The organism is Reichenbachiella versicolor, assembly GCF_003171675.1.
Lineage (GTDB): Bacteria > Bacteroidota > Bacteroidia > Cytophagales > Cyclobacteriaceae > Reichenbachiella > Reichenbachiella versicolor.
Genome location: NZ_QFZQ01000007.1, coordinates 160369 through 179876, shown reverse-complemented (window position 1 = coordinate 179876; position 19508 = coordinate 160369). Strand labels below are relative to the sequence as shown.

Below are 19508 nucleotides of genomic sequence, written 5' to 3'. Positions count from 1 at the left end.
TGAAAAACATGATCGAAGATTGGTTTATTGGCATCTTTTTTCGGTTAAATTTAGTTTATGTCAAAGCAATTAAATTTCAATGAAATTGTGCTCGAGGCTTGGGAAAGCTATGATAGCACGCGTAAAGTTGTCTCTATCAATGATATCAGTGCACGAGTGTCTACTAATCATGTTTATAAACTTGTATTAGATACAGATACAGTAGTGATAGGCAAGCTAAGTTACTTTGGGTTTTATGAAAATTTCCTAGAGGATCATGCTCTAGTAAATGGCCTAGCGATTAACCTTCCTTCTCCCTATGATTCTTTTATTTCAAGGTCTCTCACTAAAGGGAACGAACTGTTCACACATAGATATCAAGATGATGTGTTGGATGCCTGGGTAGTGTTTTACAATCCAATCAAAATTGGACAAATGTTGCCTCCAATTTTGAGTGAAGATCAGATAATCAAGCTTGGTCAAGAAGTAGCCAAGTTTCATAAAGCTTGTACTCGCATGGTAAATATTTTGCCCACTTGGTCTAAGACATTAAGAAAAGACCTAGACCATTTAATCGAGATATGTAGCTCTGATGTAGGGCAGTATGAACACCGAGGTAATATTGATACAATAAAAAATCAAATTGAGATCTTCTACAGGAACTATGACGAGCTTGGTGCAGAGCCATGGACAGCCATCCCTGTATTTGTAGATTGGAATATAGGGAATTTTTCAATTGATAAGTCAGGTAATTTTTTCAGTCGTTGGGATTACGATTGGTTCAGAATGAGCTCAAGAATATTAGACTTCTATTTTTTTAGCCGAGTTTGTTCTACAATAGGAGATAAGAAAGAGTTTAGTTATTTAATAGACCCAGTAAATGAGGATCGATTTATTCTTTTTTTGAAAGAATATCATAAGATATTTCCATTAACTAGAAATGAAATACTATTCATTAAGGAGGCTTACAGGTTTTTTATTCTCAATTATGTCATTAAAGATGGTCGATATTTTTTTCACGAGATATATGCGACTAAACTGCAAAAAGAAGCTTACGAAATATACTTTCCTCAAATTGATAACTTTGATGGAGAGAAGTTGTTGAAGGCTTTAGATTTATAAAAAATGATTAAGGATTTTAGAGAAGTAGTAGATCAGTATGATGTAGTGTTTTTTGATGCATTTGGAGTACTTAAAAACTCAAGCGGTTTGATTCCAGATATAGAAAAAACGTTCGATTATCTGGTCGCAAATGATATTGAGTTTTATATTCTTACCAACGATGCTTCAAAAGGCCCTGCTAAATTGGCTGAATCTTATTTGGTTAAAGGCTTGCCCCTAGTTACCGAAGATAAAATTATTTCGTCAGGAATGATGGCAAGGGATTATCTGAAAACTAAAGTAAAAGGAGGTAAGGTAGCTTATCTTGGAACTAAAGAGTCAGCTCATTATCTTGAAGAAACCGGCTTACATGCGGTTTCTATAGCAGATGTAGATATTAATCATATTGATGATATCAATGCGCTTGTGTTTTTGGATGATGAAGGTTTTGATTGGTTCAAGGATATAAATAAACTACTGAATCTTGTTCGACTAAGAAATATCCCTGTGATAATAGCAAATACTGATAGATCCTATCCTGTAAACGCTAAAGAGGTCTCTATAGCCATTGGGAGTATAGCAGAGATGATTGAAAAAATCACGGGTAAGAAGTTTATCAAATTTGGTAAGCCAGATACAAATATGTTCATATTCGCATACCAACATACGGCGAAGGCACAAGAGCTAGGAAAGCAGAGAATTTTAATGGTGGGAGATACGTTGAATACCGACATATTGGGAGGTAACAAGTTTGGAATTGACACTGCTTTAGTTTTGACCGGTAATACTTTAATGGAGAACTATCAAATGAGAATAGCTACTACGGGTATTATTCCAGACCATGTATGTGAGTCAGCGGTCATAAGTGGCTACTCTAAAATTTTGTAGGGCTTTTTTAGATACGGAATTCAAAATTCGGGAACTGAGAAATTATAATTGTGCGACAAATGTGCTAGAAATCACCTCTCTTTCTAATATTTATTTAGAAAAAATTAACTAAAAACATGATTTAAATCATCTGGATAGCTTTTGTGTAATAATGCATATTTAATAATGACAAAAGGTGTTAATATTTCATGACACATTCAATTACCATTGCTGCTTAAATCAAAAGTGAATTTCTGATCAAGGATATTCATAGGTTTAAAGAGGCAAATGAGCGATTTTGACTTTGTTAAAGGGTTTAAGTTTGTAATTTGCAACTAATCAATTTGTTGGCTGGACTTAGATGAAGTCTATAACAGCTTTTATTTATTTCTTTTTTTAAAGAAAATCACCAACTACTACCTTAGATTTGTTATTGTACCTGCTATCGCACCATAATTTGCGGCGTTAAAGGATTTGAATATTACTGATATCTAACAGGAAAAATTATGCAAAAAGCGGATTGTCTTACATGTACCAACGACAGCTGCCTGATCAAGAAAAATGCCAATGCAACTGCTGCAATGCCGTTCGTAGAGCAAAAACACACTATCTTTTGTAAAAAAGGGCAACAGTTCATTATTGAAGGTGCGCCAGTGCATGGTTTGTACTTTGTTTATAAAGGAAAGGTTAAGGTTTCCAAGACAGGCCTTCATGGACGAGAACAGATCGTAAGGTTTGGTCATGATGGAGAGATTATTGGTCATAGAGGTTTTGGTACTGGTAAATTCTCACCTATTAGTGCGGTGGCACTTGAAGATACTGTTTTATGTAACTTCACTAATGATGTACTCAACGATATGATGCATCATGTGCCGGATGTTACTTATGATATGATGATGTTCTATGCAGAAGAGTTAAATAAATCTGAGACTAAGGTTAAGAAATTTGCTCAGATGACTGTTCGAGAGAAGGTAATAGACGCATTTCTATATATACGTAGGAAATTCGGTCAACCAGGAGACTTTTTTGATATTCAATTGTCTAGAAAGGACATAGCCGGATTTGCAGGTACAACTGAAGAACAGGTGATACGAGTAATATCTAGTTTGAAAAAAGAAAACCTGCTTAGAGCACAAGGTAAAAAGTTGGGAATTGTAGATTTAGATCTTCTTAAAAAAGAAATTTCAGAACACAATTTCTTCTTGGATAGCTAAAAACATTGGAATTATATTTTGTTAAACCTCGCAGGCTGAAGAAAAGTTTGCGAGGTTTTTCTTTTTAAACCAATAGGTGTTAATTGTTTTACTCCGAAGTATAACTGAATAGCTATTAAGAGTTTTAGAATTGAAATTGGATTGATGTCAGTTTACCTTGTAGTAAGACAAGCAAAAGCCAAAAACGTAGAAATTACGACTTTATGCTTTTGTTATAGATTCTGATTTTTAGGTTTCTATTTTCTAGAATTATGCTTCAAAACCTGTATATTGTTATAGGTAAATTGTTGAAATATATGTGATTATCAATTTTCCCTTCTTATCTCCTTTTCCTTTCTGTTCTCCACCCTATTAGATTATGTATTATTCAGTTATTGATTAATTGATTATTAAAGTAATGGATGATGATAAAGACTAATATCTGGCGAGTTACTCGCCCTGTACAACTGTTTTATTTTGGATTGGTATTAATATTTTACGTTGGGTCGGCTCCTGCTGTTATCGCACAAGATCAAGCAGAGGTTGATAAAATTAAAACTGATATAGAAAAAAGGCTACCGTCTTTTGAGATGAGTAAGATTGATTACAAGCCATGGAATTTTTATTGGGCTTATGGTAAGGGAGAGTTGATTCCTGGTATAAGGTCAAAAGTGAGGATAGATTATGATTCTACAGGTTCTTGGGTCGATATGCGTCAACAAGTGCGGGGCAGCTCCTCTTTAACTGATGAACTAAGGAGTTCTTTATTGGGGATTGATTTTGAGAAAAACTTCAGGAATTTAGAGTACATGGTTACCTCATACTCCGATCCATATTATAAAGTGACTCTTAAGTCAGGAGAGTTGTTTTGTTTGACTCAAGATTTTAAACGGATGGACTATGGTGCAATGCATATCGAGGGTATAATGACAGATAAGATCATGAAGGATATTGATTCAAGACTTGAAAATTGGTATGTCTATGAAGGAAAAGCAGCAGATGAACCAGGGCATTATCAGTTTCAAGTTGTTTTTAAGACAGACTATGTGGATTATCAAAAAGGAAAAGTAGTTTATTCAAAGGACGGAGATTGGTCTTACACACGTTACTATATGAATAGCTATGACTATCTACCGATGGATTTGATGATGTACGTAGCAGATAATGGAGGTTTGGAAAACTTTGGAAGAGTGAGCTATGATAAAAGTGCAGAAGAAGAGTATTATTCCATTGAGTTTAAAGATGGAAAAAGAATCAAACTTGATATGGGGTTCAATGTGATGGGGTTGGCCAATGAATGAACAAAGGAATTACTACTAACATTATAGTATGCTGCATAATAGTTTGTGAACTATTCAAAATTTATAACTTCATTAAATAAGCAAGAGTGTAATATGGGGGTCTGTTTTCATGAGCAGATCCATTACCAGAATTGCCTATTGAGTGAGTGTGCGTATTATTATTTGTTGTTCCTGAATGTGAGTGAGTACTTGAGTTAACTTGATTGTTTAAAGTTCGAGTTGAATAGTTATAACCTTCTTCGTAATCTATTGATGTGTCTATTCCTTGTGAATAGACCAATCCAGGTCCATTAACTCCGTCTGGAAGAGATCCGGAAATAGTTCCGCTTCCGTCACTTGTAAATCTAGCTCCATGACTTTGTTTTACGGAATGGCTATGGCTGCCACCAGATAAGTTAATTGAATGCTGATGACTTACACTATTGATGCTGTGTTTATGTGACGGCATTTCATTAGTAGTTAAAATGTGTGATTTTTCTCCACCAGATTTACCAGTAATTTTTGCAGTTGTACGAGAACTAAGATTGCCTGGATTGTTGTAATCAACATCATTAGAAGAATATCCAACTATAAATTTACCTTTTAAATTGGGGGGTAGGATGTTTCTATCTCCATTTTTTGAGTTTCCGATATCTGAATGATCTTTTGGATTATACCATCTTCCATCACATAGAGCCCATCCGGCAGGTATGTTAGTTCCAGACCACATGATTATTGTTCCAGTTGGACTTCCTAAAGATGACCATCTACCGTTTTGATAACTGCAAACGGCTTTTTCATCTGTATTATATATTAGTAGCCCTTCAGCAGGAGATATTATTGACCACATTTGTTTATGACTCAACCGAGGTAATAGAACTCCCTTGTTCTTTGTTTGAGAGACTATATCTAGTACTGCTGTTTTTTCCACTGACGAGGTTCCAATACCTATGCCATCTTGTGCAAAGGAAACTTTAGATATGGTTAGAAATAAAACAAACATGTTTAAAAAGAGATGTGTTGATTTCATGATGTTTTGTTTTGATTAATTACGTATGCTGTTCTAAGTAATTAAAGTAAAAGTACGTATTTATTTTGATTGTACTTAATTAGGTCGTCTATTGATTCTGAGGTTGCTTAATGTGTTTGTTTACTGTTTTTTATCCTAAATAAGCCTTTTTATCTTTCAATTTAATTTCTACGTATTTTGCTTATTAGCAACGGATAGTAAGTATTTATTTGGTTTATTACGTAATTTTTTATTTTCTACGTAGTTCTATTGATTTTGTTAAGTATCAGAAATTCAATAGTTTAATAATTTTATATGTTAAAAAGCAGTTTTATACATGGTGTAAAAAAATATTGATTTATGATGTTAGTCATACCATGCTTGGCAAGTCGCTTCTACATTTGTAAGTATAAATACTGAAACAAATACGTATCAAGTTATTCGATTACGTAGTTATTACTAAACAGATAAAACTATCATCATGAAAAAACACTTATTAACATTAGTTCTTTTGTGTGCATCGGTAGCTTCATTCGCACAGATGTCTATCACTGGAGAGATAAGACCACGTACCGAATTGTACAATGGTGCAAACACAGGCTTGTCAGAGAAGTTGGATGTACCAGGAACTAGAATAGGTTTAGCTACTCAGCAGAGATCAAGACTATACTTTAGTTATAAGAGCGAAGATCTGAAAATCGTCTTTACTCCTCAGTTGATTCATTTTTGGGGTCAAATGCCTCAAGCATATGACTTATTAGGGGATGGTGCACCAGGAGCTCCTGAGCCAACTTTTGGAGTTTACGAGGCTTATGCTGAATACAAGGCTGGAGATATGTACTCTTTAAAAGTAGGACGTCAAGCAATCAGTTATAAAGATCAAAGATGGTTTGGTGCACTAGGCTGGGCGGCTTCAGGAAGAGCACATGATGCTTTTGTTAATAAGTTCTCTTTTGGAGATGTTAAATTAGATGTGGGTGTAGCCTTAGCTCAAACTAGACATACCAATAAATTAGATTCGATAAACATTGCTGGAATCAGAACAGGGTACAAAAGTTTGCAGTATGCTTGGTTAACACTGCCAGCAGGAGATTTAACTCTTGATGCAATGATCTCTAACAGAACTTTAGGTGGTTATATAGGCGGTCAAGGTGGACCTGCACCAACAAGATTCCCATCGGAAATAGAGTATTCTAATGAAACCACTATTGGTATTTTACCAACTTTTAAATCTGCATCATTCACTCTGAATGCTTCTGCATACGTCCAGACTAGAGAAGGAAATAAAGGTTTAGGTTATTTAGCTGCATTTGATATTACTTCAAAAGCATTAGGTCTTCCATTGACCCTTGGAGTAGATGTAGTTTCTGGAGAGTCTTCTGATGATGAGGGATCAAACCTTTGGCAACAGCCTTTCGGTACCAATCATAAATTTTATGGTTTTATGGATTATTTCTACGTAGGGGAGTCTGTTAAAGGTGGTCAAGGTTTAACAGATATTTACGCTAAAGCGGTTTTCAAAACAGGAGAGAAGTCTAAGTTGGTAGTGATGCCACATGTATTCAAAACTACTTTGGCTCCAGAGGGTATTCAATCTGATGGGTTCTTCGGTACTGAATTAGACTTTGTGTATATCTACCAAGTGTCAGCTGACTTTAACTTCACTTTAGGTTATTCTAAAATGTTTGCTACTTCATACATGTCTTCTGTTTATGGAGGAGATCACAAAGCAGGACAGAACTGGGCATGGATGCAGTTGACTTTCAAGCCTAAATTCTTGTAATCAATCCACTAATAATACTAACGCGAGCCTCATATGAGGCTCGTTATAAACATTGAAAATCAAAACTCATGAAAAAAGTTTTTAATAATTTATTCGTAAGACTTAGCGTATTCGCCGCGCTATTGGTTCTATTGAGTCAGTGCGGTGGAGCTAAGAAATCTGAATCTACCGAAGAGGTAGCTGAAGAGGAAACTAGCAAAACAGTTCAGCTAGAAATCGAAAAGCCAGAATTGACTTTCGGTTTTATTAAGTTGACAGATATGGCTCCACTTGCTATTGCAAAAGAGCTTGGTTACTTCGAGGACGAAGGACTTTTCGTTACGATTGAAGCTCAATCAAACTGGAAGAACGTTCTTGATAGAGTGATTGACGGACAGTTAGACGGTTCTCACATGTTGGCTGGTCAGCCTATCGCTGCAGGTGCTGGATTTGGTAGACAAGCTGAATTAATTACGCCATTTTCTATGGACCTTAATGGTAACGGTATCACTGTTTCTAACGATGTATGGTCTAAAATGAAGCCAAACGTGCCAGTAGGAGAAGACGGTAAGCCAGTTCATCCAATCAAGGCAGACGCTATCAAGCCAGTAATCGAGTCTTACAAAGCGGATGGTAAACCATTCAAAATGGGTATGGTATTCCCAGTTTCTACACACAACTATGAGATCAGATACTGGTTGGCAGCAGCAGGAATCAATCCTGGTTTTTATACTGCTGACAATATTCAAGGACAAGTAGATGCTGACGTTCTTCTTTCAGTAACTCCTCCACCACAAATGCCAGCTACTCTAGAGGCAGGTACTATCTATGGATACTGTGTGGGAGAGCCTTGGAACCAGCAAGCTGTATTCAAAGGTATCGGTGTGCCAGTGACTACTAACTATGATGTATGGAAAAATAACCCAGAGAAGGTTTTCGTAATGAGAAAAGACTTCGCTGAGAAATATCCTAACACTGCTGTTGCGATCACTAAAGCATTGATCAGAGCAGGTAAGTGGTTAGATGCTCAAGGTAATAGACCACAAGCAGTAGGTATACTTTCTATGCCTGAGTATGTAGGTGCTGACTCTGTAGTAATCGCAAACTCAATGACAGGTACTTTCGAATTCGAAAAAGGAGACAAGAGATCAATGCCTGATTTCAATGTATTCTTCAGATACCACGCGACATATCCATTCTACTCTGACGGAACTTGGTTCTTGACTCAGATGAGAAGATGGGGACAGATTCCTGAATCTAAGCCAGCTGGATGGTACTCTGAGACTATTAAGAATATCTACAGACCAGATATCTGGGAGAAAGCAGCAGCTCTTCTACTTGAAGAAGGTTACTTGACTAAAGATGAAATTCCTACTACGGATGGTTACAAAGCTCCAACAGCGGACTTCATCGATGGTATTACTTATGATGGTAAAGATCCAATCGGATACATTAATAGCTTCCCTGTAGGAAACAAAGACTGATAATTAATAAAGATCTAATCAACATATCATGCCTGACAGGTCAAACACCTGTCAGGTTTATTAACCCAACCTAAACCAACAAAAATTAGAGTAATCAACCTGACAAAAGAAAATTATGGGTGCTTTGACGGGAGGGGCGAGAGTCTCTCCCTGATTTTTCAAAGTATCATACAAGTAGAAAAATATAGAAGAATTATAACCGGTCAGGTCTTGAGATAAGCACTAGGCTATGACCACAAGAATTACTAAATCAAGTACTCATGAAATGAGCATGACAAGACAGCGCCCATTAGCTTGGATTGTCACTTCATGCAAATTCCATGTGACAGTTAACAACAAAATACTATTCACATGAAAGATTCAATCATCAAAGTGTTGCGATTAATTGGTCTAGGATTTCTAGAGCCATTAGTTAGATTATGCGTAGGTGAACAGCCACAAAAAAACGCGGTGCTTTTTGTAAAGAAAGCCATCTTTCCACTCGTGTCGATTTTAACATTCCTAGTGATCTGGGGAATGGGAGCGCAGTCTCTATATGACAAAGATGCTAATGCCCGAATAGAGAAAGCTAGATCAGAGCAGGGTGAAGCTGCAGCTGTAGAGATGCAGAAATGTATCGAATCAGGTGATGTAAGTTGCCAACCAAATACACTACCATCTCCTGCCAAAGTCTGGGCGGCGTATAAAACATTGCTTGCTGATCACTGGACGATTTCTGAGAAGAAAGAAGAGTTTGCGAAGAAGACTGCCAAGATTAATGCTAAGAGAGCAGAGAAAGGTGAAGCTCCTATTAAGTATACAGGACGTCCATCTTTCGTAGATCAAATTCAGACTAGTTTGAAAACGGTGTTTGCAGGATTCCTTCTTGCTGCATTGATCGCAATACCGGTAGGTATTATTATAGGATTAAGTACCACTTTAAGAACTTCAATCAACTGGTTCATTCAGATTTTGAAACCAGTATCTCCAGTAGTATGGTTGTTACTTGTATTCATGATTGTCAAGACACTTTTGAGTGAATCAGATTCTGATAAATCATTCATGATCTCCTTTATATCTGTTGGTCTCTGCGCGATGTGGGCAACATTGGTTAATACTTCTATGGGAGTAGCGACGGTAGATAAAGACTTCGTAAACGTAGCTAAAGTTCTAAAGCTAAACGTATTTCAAAATATTTTTAAAGTGGTATTACCATCTTCATTACCGATGATTTTTACAGGATTGAGAATTACTCTTTCTGTAGCATGGATGGTATTGATTGCTATTGAGTTATTGGCTCAAAGCCCAGGACTAGGATCATTTGTATGGGAGGAATTCCAAAATGGAGCGAATGATTCTAACGCCAAAATTATTGTAGCGATGTTCGTCATTGGTATGATTGGTTTTGGACTTGACAGAATCATGGCTACTATCCAGAAATTCATGTCTTTCAACAAAGCTGATGTTGCTTAATTGGCAATTCAGTGATAAGTATTCAAACTTTAAAATATTGAAGACATGGCTTTTTTAGAATTAAGAAATGTATCAAAGTCCTACGGGACGGGAAAAGATAAGGTAGAGGTGTTGAAGAACATCAATCTATCAGTAGAGGAAGGAGAATTTCTTGCCATCGTTGGATTTACTGGTAGTGGTAAGACTACATTGATCAATTTGATCAATGGTCTTCACTTCCCTGACGAAGGGGAGGTGTTGCTAAACGGTAAGCCAATCACAGGTCCTGGGCCAGATAGAGGTGTAGTTTTTCAAAACTATTCTCTTCTTCCGTGGTTGACAGTTTACTCCAATGTGAAACTGGCAATCGATGAAGTAATGAAAAGCGCTTCCAAAAAAGAAAAAGATGCTCAAATCCGCAAGTATGTGGAGATGGTAAATTTGACACATGCGATTGACAAACGTCCTGCTGAGCTATCAGGAGGTATGAGACAGAGAGTCTCAGTAGCAAGAGCATTGGCGATGAATCCTAAAATGCTTTTGATGGATGAGCCATTATCTGCATTGGATGCATTGACCAGAGGTACGCTACAGGAGGAGATCGTAAAAATCTGGGGTGAGGACAAGAAAACTTGTCTGCTGATCACCAATGATGTGGACGAGGGAATCATCATGGCAGATAGAATAATTCCATTGACTCCTGGTCCAAATGCAACGCTCGGGCCAGAGTTTAAAGTGGATTTTGCTAGACCAAGGGTGATCACAGAGATCAACCAAGACCCTAATTACAAAAAACTGAGAACTAAAATCGTCGAGTATTTGATAGAGCTAGGGGAGAATAGAAAGGCTGAACAACATGCCGAGTACACCCTTCCGGATCTGAAACCAGTGATGCCAGGGTGGATCAAGTGGGGTAAAAAGCCTTCAGAGACTGATTACGAAAGGTCAAAACACATTTAAACCCAACTATTGGTGAATACTGATAGCAAAAAGCACACATTATGGAAGTATTAGATAAAGAATTAGTTCAGAAAAAATCGAAGGCTTCATTGCCTGAAATAGATACTAGACCTGACATGCTCAAGATAGAGGATTTAGCCAAAGTATATCCTACACCAAAAGGTGACTACACGGTGCTTTCAGATCTTCAGCTTAGTGTGAAACAGAGTGAATTCATTTCTATTATTGGTCACTCAGGTTGTGGTAAATCCACGCTTTTGACCATGATTGCAGGATTGAATGACATATCTGCGGGTAAGATTAAAGTGGATGGAGAGCAAATTCATGGAGCAGGTCCTGATAGAGCTGTAGTATTTCAGTCTCCAAGTTTATTCCCTTGGTTGACAGCATTAGAAAACGTACTGATAGGAGTGAAGCAAGTCTTTCCTCATGGCTCTAAACAAGAGAAATTAGATATTTGTAAATACTACTTAGATAAAGTAGGTCTAGGCAATGATTTTAATAAGAAAGCACTAGAGCTTTCTCAAGGCATGCAGCAGCGTGTAGGTATTGCAAGAGCATTTGCTCTTAAGCCAAAAGTATTGCTACTAGATGAGCCCTTTGGTATGCTAGATTCCTTGACTAGAGGAGAGCTGCAAGATGTGCTATTAGAAGTATGGCAAAAGGAAAAGATAACAGCTATAGCGATTACTCACGATGTAGATGAGTCAATATTCTTGGCTGACCGTGTGATCATGATGACCAGTGGGCCTTTTGCTAAGATTGGCGATGAGCTTGTGATTCCATACGAACGTCCAAGGGTAAGAAAAGAAATTCTTGAGCATCCAGATTATTATGATTACAGAGGTTATTTAATGAATTTCTTGAATCACTAAGAGCCATGTCAAAAGTCCACCAATTGAGAACCTAGGCTTTCAAGGTTTTGGCTCTTCATTTATCCCAGAGTTCTATCTCGAATCTTTCAAGAAGCTCCCTATCCAGCGTACTGGTTATCTTCAGTTATCTAGTCAAAAGGGGCGGGGAAATTCAATCAAACCGGGCTAACGCCCTGCGATTAAGGTTTTAGAGAACTACAATAGATTTAGTAAAAGTTAGTACTACCAGTCGGAGGAGTCCGGCTGGTATTTTTTTGCTCTCTACTTATTAAAGAACTGTGATATCTTCAGAGTTGAATGGTTTCGAATTTTAATTCTCTAGTTGAACTTAATCTGTCGGAGGCTGTCAAACGCGATAAACGATTCAGTGATCCTTTGAGAATGTTTTTTAACTTAGGCGCACTTTAAATAAATCTATATATCATGAATATTTTCAAAACCTTATTATTTGCCGTTTTGGCAGTTGTAGTAATGTCTTGTAGTAAAAGCGCTAAGAAAGAAACAACCATAGCTGAGCCAGTTGCAGAAGCCGTTCCGTCATTGAAAGTAAAGACCAATGGAGCTTCATTGAAATGGACAGCCTATAAGTTTACTTCCAGATCTGGAGTAGGAGGGACATTCGATACTTTGAATATAGAAGCTGATAAAATCAGTGGTACTGCTGAAGAGATTTTGGCTGGTGGTAAAATTACTATTCCAACAAGTACAGTCAACTCTAACAATGTAATCAGAGACCCAAAGATTAAAGCCTCATTTTTTGGCACATTCAACACATCTGAGATTAAAGGAAAGATCTTAAGTGCTGCTGATGGTAAAGGTGAAATTGAATTTACGATGAATGGTATGTCTGCCAATACCCCATATACATACGCTGTCAATGATACTGCCTTAGTTGTAACCACAGCAGTAGATGTGACTACTTGGAACGGTAGCGCAGCTATTGCAGCTTTGAATGAGGTATGTAAGGGACTACATACTGGTGACGATGGAGTATCCAAACTATGGCCAGATGTGGATGTAGTACTTTCAGTGCCATTGATTAAGTAATCTGATGATAAAGTTTTCATGAGGCTATTCAGTATGGTAGCTTCATGAAAGTTTTATGCTTCTCTATTGCTCCATGCCCCTTTGATAGATGAATTGCTAAATGTGAGTAACTCTAACAAAATGCAAAAAGGGATTAGTGCCTAGCCATACGATCATTACATGCGGCCAACCAGACGTTACAATTGATTAACCAAGGATTACATGTGATCAACCAGACGTTACAACTGATCAACCAAGGATTACATGCGATCAACCAGACGTTACAATTGATCGACCAAGGATTACATGCGATCAACCAGACGTTACAACTGATTAACCAAGGATTACATGTGACCAACCAGACGTTACAACTGATTAACCAAGGATTACATGTGACCAACCAGACGTTACAATTGATCGACCAAGGATTACATGTGATCAACCAGACGTTACAATTGATCGACCAAGGATTACATGTGATCAACCAGACGTTACAATTGATCAACCAAGGACTACATGCGATCAACCAAACGTTACGTCTGACCTTCTAAGAATGGTAATTGTTTCACGGAGTTCTATTGCAGGGTTGCAATAAAGTATTGAAGAGCTTAGCGTACCATCCAATCTTGTGCGAAGAATGATACACTAAGTTCGTATTTCTTTTTTTAGAGTAAAGATTACTCTTTAAGAACCATGTCTATAACCATCACAGCTCCTAAGATCAATTGACGCATAGGATTGTCCGCTGGTACCTGGTCATTGATTTCCAACATGTAGTTGTCGGCAGTGGTAAACATTTCTTTACCAAGACCCGCCCACTTTTTACTTACATGAGCGAATTCTACATTGTCTTTGATAAACTTGAAATCCCAACTAGTCCATTTCCCTTTTAGTTGACATAGTACTTCGCCTGAAGGGTTTAGAATATCGAATTTCCCTCCGATAGAGAAAAATTTCTGCTTGAACATCCCTACCAATTGGTCATTCTCGTCCAATACCTGAACTTCAGATAAGAAAATAGAAACACCTCTTTTCACGGTCAAGACTTTGTTCCCTTGAGTGTCCGTAAGAACCACTTCAAATGGTGTCATTCTTTTGTAGTCCGTGAATCGAAAGATTTTGGTGAAGACTCCTAGATTAGGTTCTCTACATTCCATGATCACTTCTTGGTTTTCTGGATCATGGATGTTGTAGTTGTTAGATGCTTTGAACATCCCCACGTGTTCTTTTACGAAGAACAAGTTTCGATTTAGTACTGGATTCATGTTTATTAGAATTTATAGTTAAGTGTTAGCACCGCATTGATTCCCGATGCGTCTGCAAAATACCTTAACCTATCCAGATAATCACGATATTCTGTATTCAATAAATTCTCAACTTTGAAACTAATATTGATTATAGACTTATTTATAAGAATACTTGTGCTAGCACTAATGTTAATAAGCACATACGACGGAGGAGGAGGTGATAGCTCTTCTTGTTCTACTTGAGGAATAATGTCTCTTTCCAATACATATTTTCCCCCTAGCGATACACTATTGTTCTTTAATACTCCTTGATCATCAATTGTATATGTAAGCCGTCCTGTAAGGGCATTGGAAGGCATGAATACCAATGGAATATTATTGACCAGATCTTGAGCATACAAATGAGCATATCCAAAGTCTAGTTTGTAGTGATGAGAGAGTGTGTAACTAAAGTTAAAATCAGCACCTAATAACAGTGCGTCAGTCTGATCGTAATCAAATTTCCAGAAAGTACCTCTAATAGTTGTAGTGTCATTTGCTGGTTTGAGATAAATGTAATCTTTAAAGTACTGACCATAGAATACTGTTTGAAGAAATAATTTACGTCCAATAGTGTAATCATTCGAAAGAATAGCTTTGACCGAATGTTCGGCTGTTAGATCTGGGTCTCCTTTTTCATAGCTAGCTACCCCTTGATGTACTCCATCACTATAGAGCTCATTTACTTCAGGAGCCCTTTGTGCAAAACCAATGTTTAATTTGCTAGTGAAATTCGTATTCCAGTCTCTACTCACTCCCGCAGCTACAGAAAAATTATGAGCTAGATTGTTGTATTTGTATACCTCAAGGTTGCCAATATCATTTCTTTCTATATTTCTGACGTTTTGTGTGACCAAGTCATACCTCAAGCCAAACTCTAAAATGCTTTTAAGATAGCTTCTTTGAAAAGTTAAAAACGCCCCAGGGATTTGTGAATTATAGTCAGGTATTAGAGGTAGCCTACCGGTCGTTCCATTATGATTCTTGTTGATCAGGTAGTTGTATTGCAACCCTGCTCGATAACTTAAGTTAACATTAACGTCTTTGGCTAAAGTAGCTTCTAGATATTGAGAATTAAGGGACATACTTACAGCAGGTGTATTAGATTCACCACCTCTTCTGACATCGAATTCATTTCTTCGATTTAATTGACCAGCGTATTTTAGACTGAGTTGGCTAGTCTCGGAGAGACTATGATTACTTTCTAGAAGAAGAAGGTGATGGTTTACACTCTGTCTTGGTGATTCCAGTTTGTAACTAAAGTTATCGTCATTATTGAATGGTTCTTTGACTGTAAGTGCCGATTTAAGGTCTCTCGTATTAGAGATGTGTGACCCTTTGAGTATTCCTATATCCGTATGAAAGAAACTGTAATAGGAATTGATTTTCCATTTCTTAGACATTGAATGATTCCACTGTCCCGCGAAGTTTGATTCTCTTCGACCAGTATTGGTCAGAAAATAGCCAGGAGCTTTAGCATCACCAATTAGTTTAGCGGTACCGACGATTCTCCATTGATCGATGTCATTTCCTTTTTGAATTTTACTATTCAGCGTATGACCTAGTCCATTGGACTGAAAAATATAATTAACATCACCATGAAGGTGAGGGTCATTCGCTATTGGACCAGGGTGTATCTCAAGTACTCCACCAAGAGAGCCGCCACTAATCTCAAGTCCTGCGACACCTTTTATCACAGCTAGATGATCTGCTACAAATAAATCTATCTCAGGAGCGTGGTCATTTCCCCATCTTTGACCTGCTTGTTTGATGCCATTATTGAGGATAGTGACCCTATTACCATACAAGCCATGTATTACTGGTTTTGAAACACCAGGGCCGTTTTTTACTACATTTACTCCACTGATTACTGCTGCGAGATCTGCTAAGTTGTTATTGGCTTCGAATAGAATTTTCTCTTGTGAAAGTACATTACTGACTTTTGTCAATGACTCTACTGTCTCACCATGTACTAGAATTTCATCTAATAACTCATCATTGCGATCAAGAGAGATGGTTTGGTTACTGTTTTCTTGAAGGTCTACGTATAAGTTTTCTGGAGTAAAACCTACATGAGTAACCTTTATATGATATTGACCAGGACAGATATTTTTAAATTCAAATCTTCCCAAAGAATCTGTGATCATACCTTGACTAGATTCTAAAATCATAATCGAAGCATAGCACTTAGGAAGTCCTGACATTTGGTCAAGAATTTGACCTTGATAGGTAATATTACAATTCTGGCTCCACCCATAGGATGAAGCCAGAAATATTAATACAAAAAAAAATGTTCGCACTTAAGCTTATTCTACGGTAATGTCAAACTTTACATCTATATCAGTAGATCCACCAGCAGTTTCCAAAGTGGCATCCTTTGATTTAGTAGGCTCATGCTTCAAAACAATGTTGAGGGTACCAGTACCAGCATCGCCAGTAGTCAGTTCTATTTCAAGACCTAAAGGCATTCCATTTCCATCCTCATCCTCATACTCGATAGTAGCAAGGTCTGCAGGGTCAACTACATAGAATACTTGGTGATCCTCATCTTCTTTTTCTATCGTCTCAGTTACATCATAGCCATGATCATGTTCGTGGTCATGATCGTGATCATCTTCTAGCGTTCTGTGATTATGACCATCCTCATCGTCATGATCATCTTCATCTTTTTCAGCAAGTTCATTCAAAAATTCAATATGACCATGATAAGTAGTGTTGGCAGCTAGAGCTTCAGTCTCTATTTCCGGTTTACCATCCAAGTCTATATCTTCCCAATGTAAATGAACTTCGTTATTTGGATTTGACTCATCATATAACTCAAGAATCACAGTAGTAATGAGTTCATTTTCATTTGGAATTTCGGTTTCTTCCTCATCACAAGAAGTGAACATTACTGAGGCAGCCAAAGCGGCTACAAGTAGTGATTTATTAAATATTTTCATATTCATATGTATTTTAGTGTATTGGAAACATTAAATGCAACAAAGTTGCAAAGATCGTCTTTCAAATATTAAATGCAATACAGTTGCGATAAAAATGAGAAACTCTAAAAGTAAAACAGCTATAGTGGAGCTGCTAGAACAGTCTGAAGGAGCATTGAGCCATAAGGATATTCAGACTCAGCTCAAGGATTTATGTGATAGAGTGACAGTTTATCGTGTTTTGGATAGACTTGTCAATGAAGGCCGAGTGCATAAGGTGATTGACTTTGATGGAGTGATGCGCTTTGCGGCTTGTCATCATTGTGGAGATCATGAACATTCTCATAATCATGTTCATTTTAGTTGTGAGTCTTGTAATAAGGTCTTTTGCTTAGATACAGTCAAGCCGCAAGTAGATTTACCAGACGGTTATCAAGTAAAAGATTCACTTCATGTAGTCTCAGGAGTTTGTGCCCAATGTTCTAGTTAAACGATAGGTTCTTTCATTAAAATCTGTGGTATAAACATTTGTCAAGTATCTGCCTATTCTGAAGTTTCCCTGCGATTCGGTATTTTAGTAATTCATCAGACGCTAATAGCATGTCAAATTTTCTTTTTACCGTAGTACTTTTTCTTGGATCAATTGTATTAGCGCATGCTCAGCCCAATTTCAAAATTGTAGATTTTGAGCCTAAAGGAGATAAGAAACCTTCTTATTATAACTCTCAAGCCAAGAAAGAAAGAAAGAAAAATAGAATTGACAATGCCCTATTGTGTGCCTCATATGCACTGGAAATAGCTTCTAAAAAGAAAGACATATCCAATGCTCAAGAGGTGTTGAGAACCTACTATACTGCTCAGGTAGAGAGTAATTTGAGAAAAATAGATGAGCATAAAGTCGCTACTGCTGAGTTCAAAGGCGATGGAACAGTAACCAAACAAGCAGAAATCTACAACATGTACGTAGCCATGAATAAGTACAACAAAGTACTGAGAAAACTGCCTGCTTCTAAATTCACACCTGTCAAGAAAAAAGATGCTAAAGTAGAGATTCAGATAGCAGAGCCATACAGTTCAGAGGTCAATCGAGCTTTGGTGGCATTTGAGAAAGGAAAGAGAAAAGCGGCAGAGATGCACTACAAGGAAGGTCTATCTCACTTCAATATTGGCCCTGATAATAAGCAAGCGAATAGAAGAGCTGCAAGGAGATTTGCATACGCGCAAGGCTATGTTCAAAATTACAAAGACGCAGATGGACTATACGAGCAAGCAGTACAGAGAGGCACAGTGAGCATAGGTGTGATGCCTATAGAGTCTGGAGGAGATAAGTGCGATGCGGAATCAGTCAATGAAATGACCCGATTGATTACTTCTCAGCTGAGAAAAGAAAATATAGAATTCATAGAGGTGAGAGGGTATGAAAAGAATGCAGCGACAGATGTGACTTATGCACTGGCTCGTGGTTTGGTCAATTCACTCAATATATCCGATAGCAAGAAATCAAATACTACAGCCAGTTTGAATGAATCAAAATTCGATATGAGTTCTGGAGATCTAGATCAAATCAGAAATGCGGACTATGTTCTTACTGGCAAATTGGGAGCCTGTAGAACATCTTCCATTACTGAAGATAGTGGCGAAAAGGTTTTCTCTAGAGAAGTAGTAGTAGGACAAGAAACTTATAAAGATGAGGATGGTAAGGAGAAAAAACGAGATGTGAAGAAAGAAGTAACAGCTAAGTCCAAGAAAAAAGTAAAGACAGTAAAAGCTTCGGCAGCGGTAAAATACCGATTAGTAGCCAAAGGTGGCCGTGTAGTTTGGGCAAGAGAACTTAGTGATAAAGAATCTTGGACTACCGAGTGGTATGTATTTCTATCAGGAGATAAACGAGCTATGGACGACGCCAAGACTAAACCATCTTCTACACCTAAATTGATCGGTGATGCGGCTAGACAGTTAGCTCAGAGCATGTCGAAAGAACTCAAACAGTTTGCTAAAAACGAGGTCAAAGACTAAATAAACAGCACATCTTTCACCACTCGTCTCCCAAATTCTTTGGTGATCAGTTCTATCACTTTATGCTTGGCAGCGTTTAGTTCTTGTTTGAGGGGGGCAGAATTTAGTTTGACTATCAATACACTATCTCGCATTTCTATATGATCCGTTCTATTGGCTATAGCCGAACCCATAATCTTTTCCCAAGCAGTGGATATATTGGCTTGATCAAATCGCTTCTCTAAGTTGTATGACTTGAGCATAGCATCTATGACATCCTTGACGGAGGCAGTGTGTTTATTTCTAACGCTAGCAGGATGTGGATTTTTCTTCGCCATC

General features: G+C 37.5%; 18 protein-coding genes. 13 read left to right on the top strand and 5 right to left on the bottom strand.

Annotated elements, in window-relative coordinates:
* The first annotated feature begins 57 nt into the window (after positions 1 to 57).
* The 4 genes from DKG80_RS15185 (at position 58) to DKG80_RS15170 (ending at position 4441) form a co-directional block, all read left to right on the top strand.
* On the top strand, positions 58 to 1101 hold the full coding sequence (locus DKG80_RS15185) for a hypothetical protein (RefSeq protein ID WP_109832214.1): 1044 nt from the start codon (positions 58 to 60) through the stop codon (positions 1099 to 1101).
* 3 nt (positions 1102 to 1104) lie between these two features.
* Positions 1105 to 1968 (top strand): TIGR01459 family HAD-type hydrolase, encoded by an 864-nt coding sequence (locus DKG80_RS15180; protein ID WP_109832213.1) that lies wholly within the window; start codon positions 1105 to 1107, stop codon positions 1966 to 1968.
* 485 nt (positions 1969 to 2453) lie between these two features.
* Positions 2454 to 3161, top strand: coding sequence for a Crp/Fnr family transcriptional regulator (locus DKG80_RS15175; RefSeq protein WP_109832212.1), 708 nt, complete (start codon positions 2454 to 2456; stop codon positions 3159 to 3161).
* A 404-nt stretch (positions 3162 to 3565) separates the two neighbouring features.
* The gene (locus tag DKG80_RS15170; RefSeq protein WP_162555914.1) at positions 3566 to 4441 is read left to right on the top strand and encodes a hypothetical protein; all 876 of its coding nucleotides are present in this window, start codon (positions 3566 to 3568) and stop codon (positions 4439 to 4441) included.
* Positions 4442 to 4502: 61 nt separating this feature from the next.
* Here the strand turns inward: DKG80_RS15170 and DKG80_RS15165 are convergent, their stop codons facing one another.
* Positions 4503 to 5450 carry a tail fiber protein gene (locus DKG80_RS15165; RefSeq protein ID WP_109832210.1) on the bottom strand — a complete coding sequence of 316 codons (948 nt, stop codon included), beginning with the start codon at positions 5448 to 5450 and terminating at the stop codon, positions 4503 to 4505.
* 460 nt (positions 5451 to 5910) lie between these two features.
* Between DKG80_RS15165 and DKG80_RS15160 the strand changes: the two genes are divergently transcribed.
* The 7 genes from DKG80_RS15160 (at position 5911) to DKG80_RS15130 (ending at position 13518) form a co-directional block, all read left to right on the top strand.
* Entirely contained in the window at positions 5911 to 7212 is a 1302-nt protein-coding gene (locus DKG80_RS15160; RefSeq protein ID WP_162555913.1) for an alginate export family protein, read from the top strand.
* A 68-nt stretch (positions 7213 to 7280) separates the two neighbouring features.
* Positions 7281 to 8675, top strand: coding sequence for a CmpA/NrtA family ABC transporter substrate-binding protein (locus tag DKG80_RS15155; protein ID WP_109832208.1), 1395 nt, complete (start codon positions 7281 to 7283; stop codon positions 8673 to 8675).
* Positions 8676 to 9026: 351 nt separating this feature from the next.
* Positions 9027 to 10127 (top strand): ABC transporter permease, encoded by a 1101-nt coding sequence (locus DKG80_RS15150; RefSeq protein WP_109832207.1) that lies wholly within the window; start codon positions 9027 to 9029, stop codon positions 10125 to 10127.
* Between the two features lie 45 nt (positions 10128 to 10172).
* Positions 10173 to 11066 (top strand): ABC transporter ATP-binding protein, encoded by an 894-nt coding sequence (locus DKG80_RS15145; protein ID WP_109832206.1) that lies wholly within the window; start codon positions 10173 to 10175, stop codon positions 11064 to 11066.
* A 41-nt stretch (positions 11067 to 11107) separates the two neighbouring features.
* Positions 11108 to 11941, top strand: a complete 834-nt coding sequence (locus DKG80_RS15140; protein WP_109832205.1) for an ABC transporter ATP-binding protein — start codon at positions 11108 to 11110, stop codon at positions 11939 to 11941.
* Positions 11942 to 12364: 423 nt separating this feature from the next.
* The gene (locus DKG80_RS15135) at positions 12365 to 12988 is read left to right on the top strand and encodes a YceI family protein (protein ID WP_109832204.1); all 624 of its coding nucleotides are present in this window, start codon (positions 12365 to 12367) and stop codon (positions 12986 to 12988) included.
* 182 nt (positions 12989 to 13170) lie between these two features.
* Complete coding sequence (locus tag DKG80_RS15130) at positions 13171 to 13518, top strand: hypothetical protein (protein WP_109832203.1); 348 nt, start codon at positions 13171 to 13173, stop codon at positions 13516 to 13518.
* Between the two features lie 126 nt (positions 13519 to 13644).
* On the opposite strand, the gene DKG80_RS15125 is transcribed toward DKG80_RS15130, so the two are convergent.
* Genes DKG80_RS15125 through DKG80_RS15115 form a run of 3 tightly spaced genes read right to left on the bottom strand, consistent with a single transcriptional unit; the run spans position 13645 to position 17195 of the window.
* On the bottom strand, positions 13645 to 14232 hold the full coding sequence (locus DKG80_RS15125; protein WP_109832202.1) for an LURP-one-related/scramblase family protein: 588 nt from the start codon (positions 14230 to 14232) through the stop codon (positions 13645 to 13647).
* Between the two features lie 5 nt (positions 14233 to 14237).
* Positions 14238 to 16553 (bottom strand): TonB-dependent receptor, encoded by a 2316-nt coding sequence (locus DKG80_RS15120; protein WP_109832201.1) that lies wholly within the window; start codon positions 16551 to 16553, stop codon positions 14238 to 14240.
* 6 nt (positions 16554 to 16559) lie between these two features.
* Positions 16560 to 17195 (bottom strand): hypothetical protein, encoded by a 636-nt coding sequence (locus tag DKG80_RS15115; RefSeq protein ID WP_162555911.1) that lies wholly within the window; start codon positions 17193 to 17195, stop codon positions 16560 to 16562.
* Between the two features lie 94 nt (positions 17196 to 17289).
* On the opposite strand from DKG80_RS15115, the gene DKG80_RS15110 reads away from it, so the two are divergent.
* Positions 17290 to 17664, top strand: a complete 375-nt coding sequence (locus DKG80_RS15110; protein WP_109832199.1) for a Fur family transcriptional regulator — start codon at positions 17290 to 17292, stop codon at positions 17662 to 17664.
* A 110-nt stretch (positions 17665 to 17774) separates the two neighbouring features.
* On the top strand, positions 17775 to 19190 hold the full coding sequence (locus tag DKG80_RS15105; RefSeq protein ID WP_109832198.1) for a hypothetical protein: 1416 nt from the start codon (positions 17775 to 17777) through the stop codon (positions 19188 to 19190).
* Here the strand turns inward: DKG80_RS15105 and DKG80_RS15100 are convergent.
* Positions 19187 to 19507: a DUF721 domain-containing protein gene (locus DKG80_RS15100; protein ID WP_109832197.1), complete on the bottom strand. Its 321-nt coding sequence runs from the start codon at positions 19505 to 19507 to the stop codon at positions 19187 to 19189. The two genes, DKG80_RS15105 and DKG80_RS15100, sit on opposite strands and share 4 nt — an antisense overlap.
* Position 19508 lies beyond the last annotated feature (1 nt).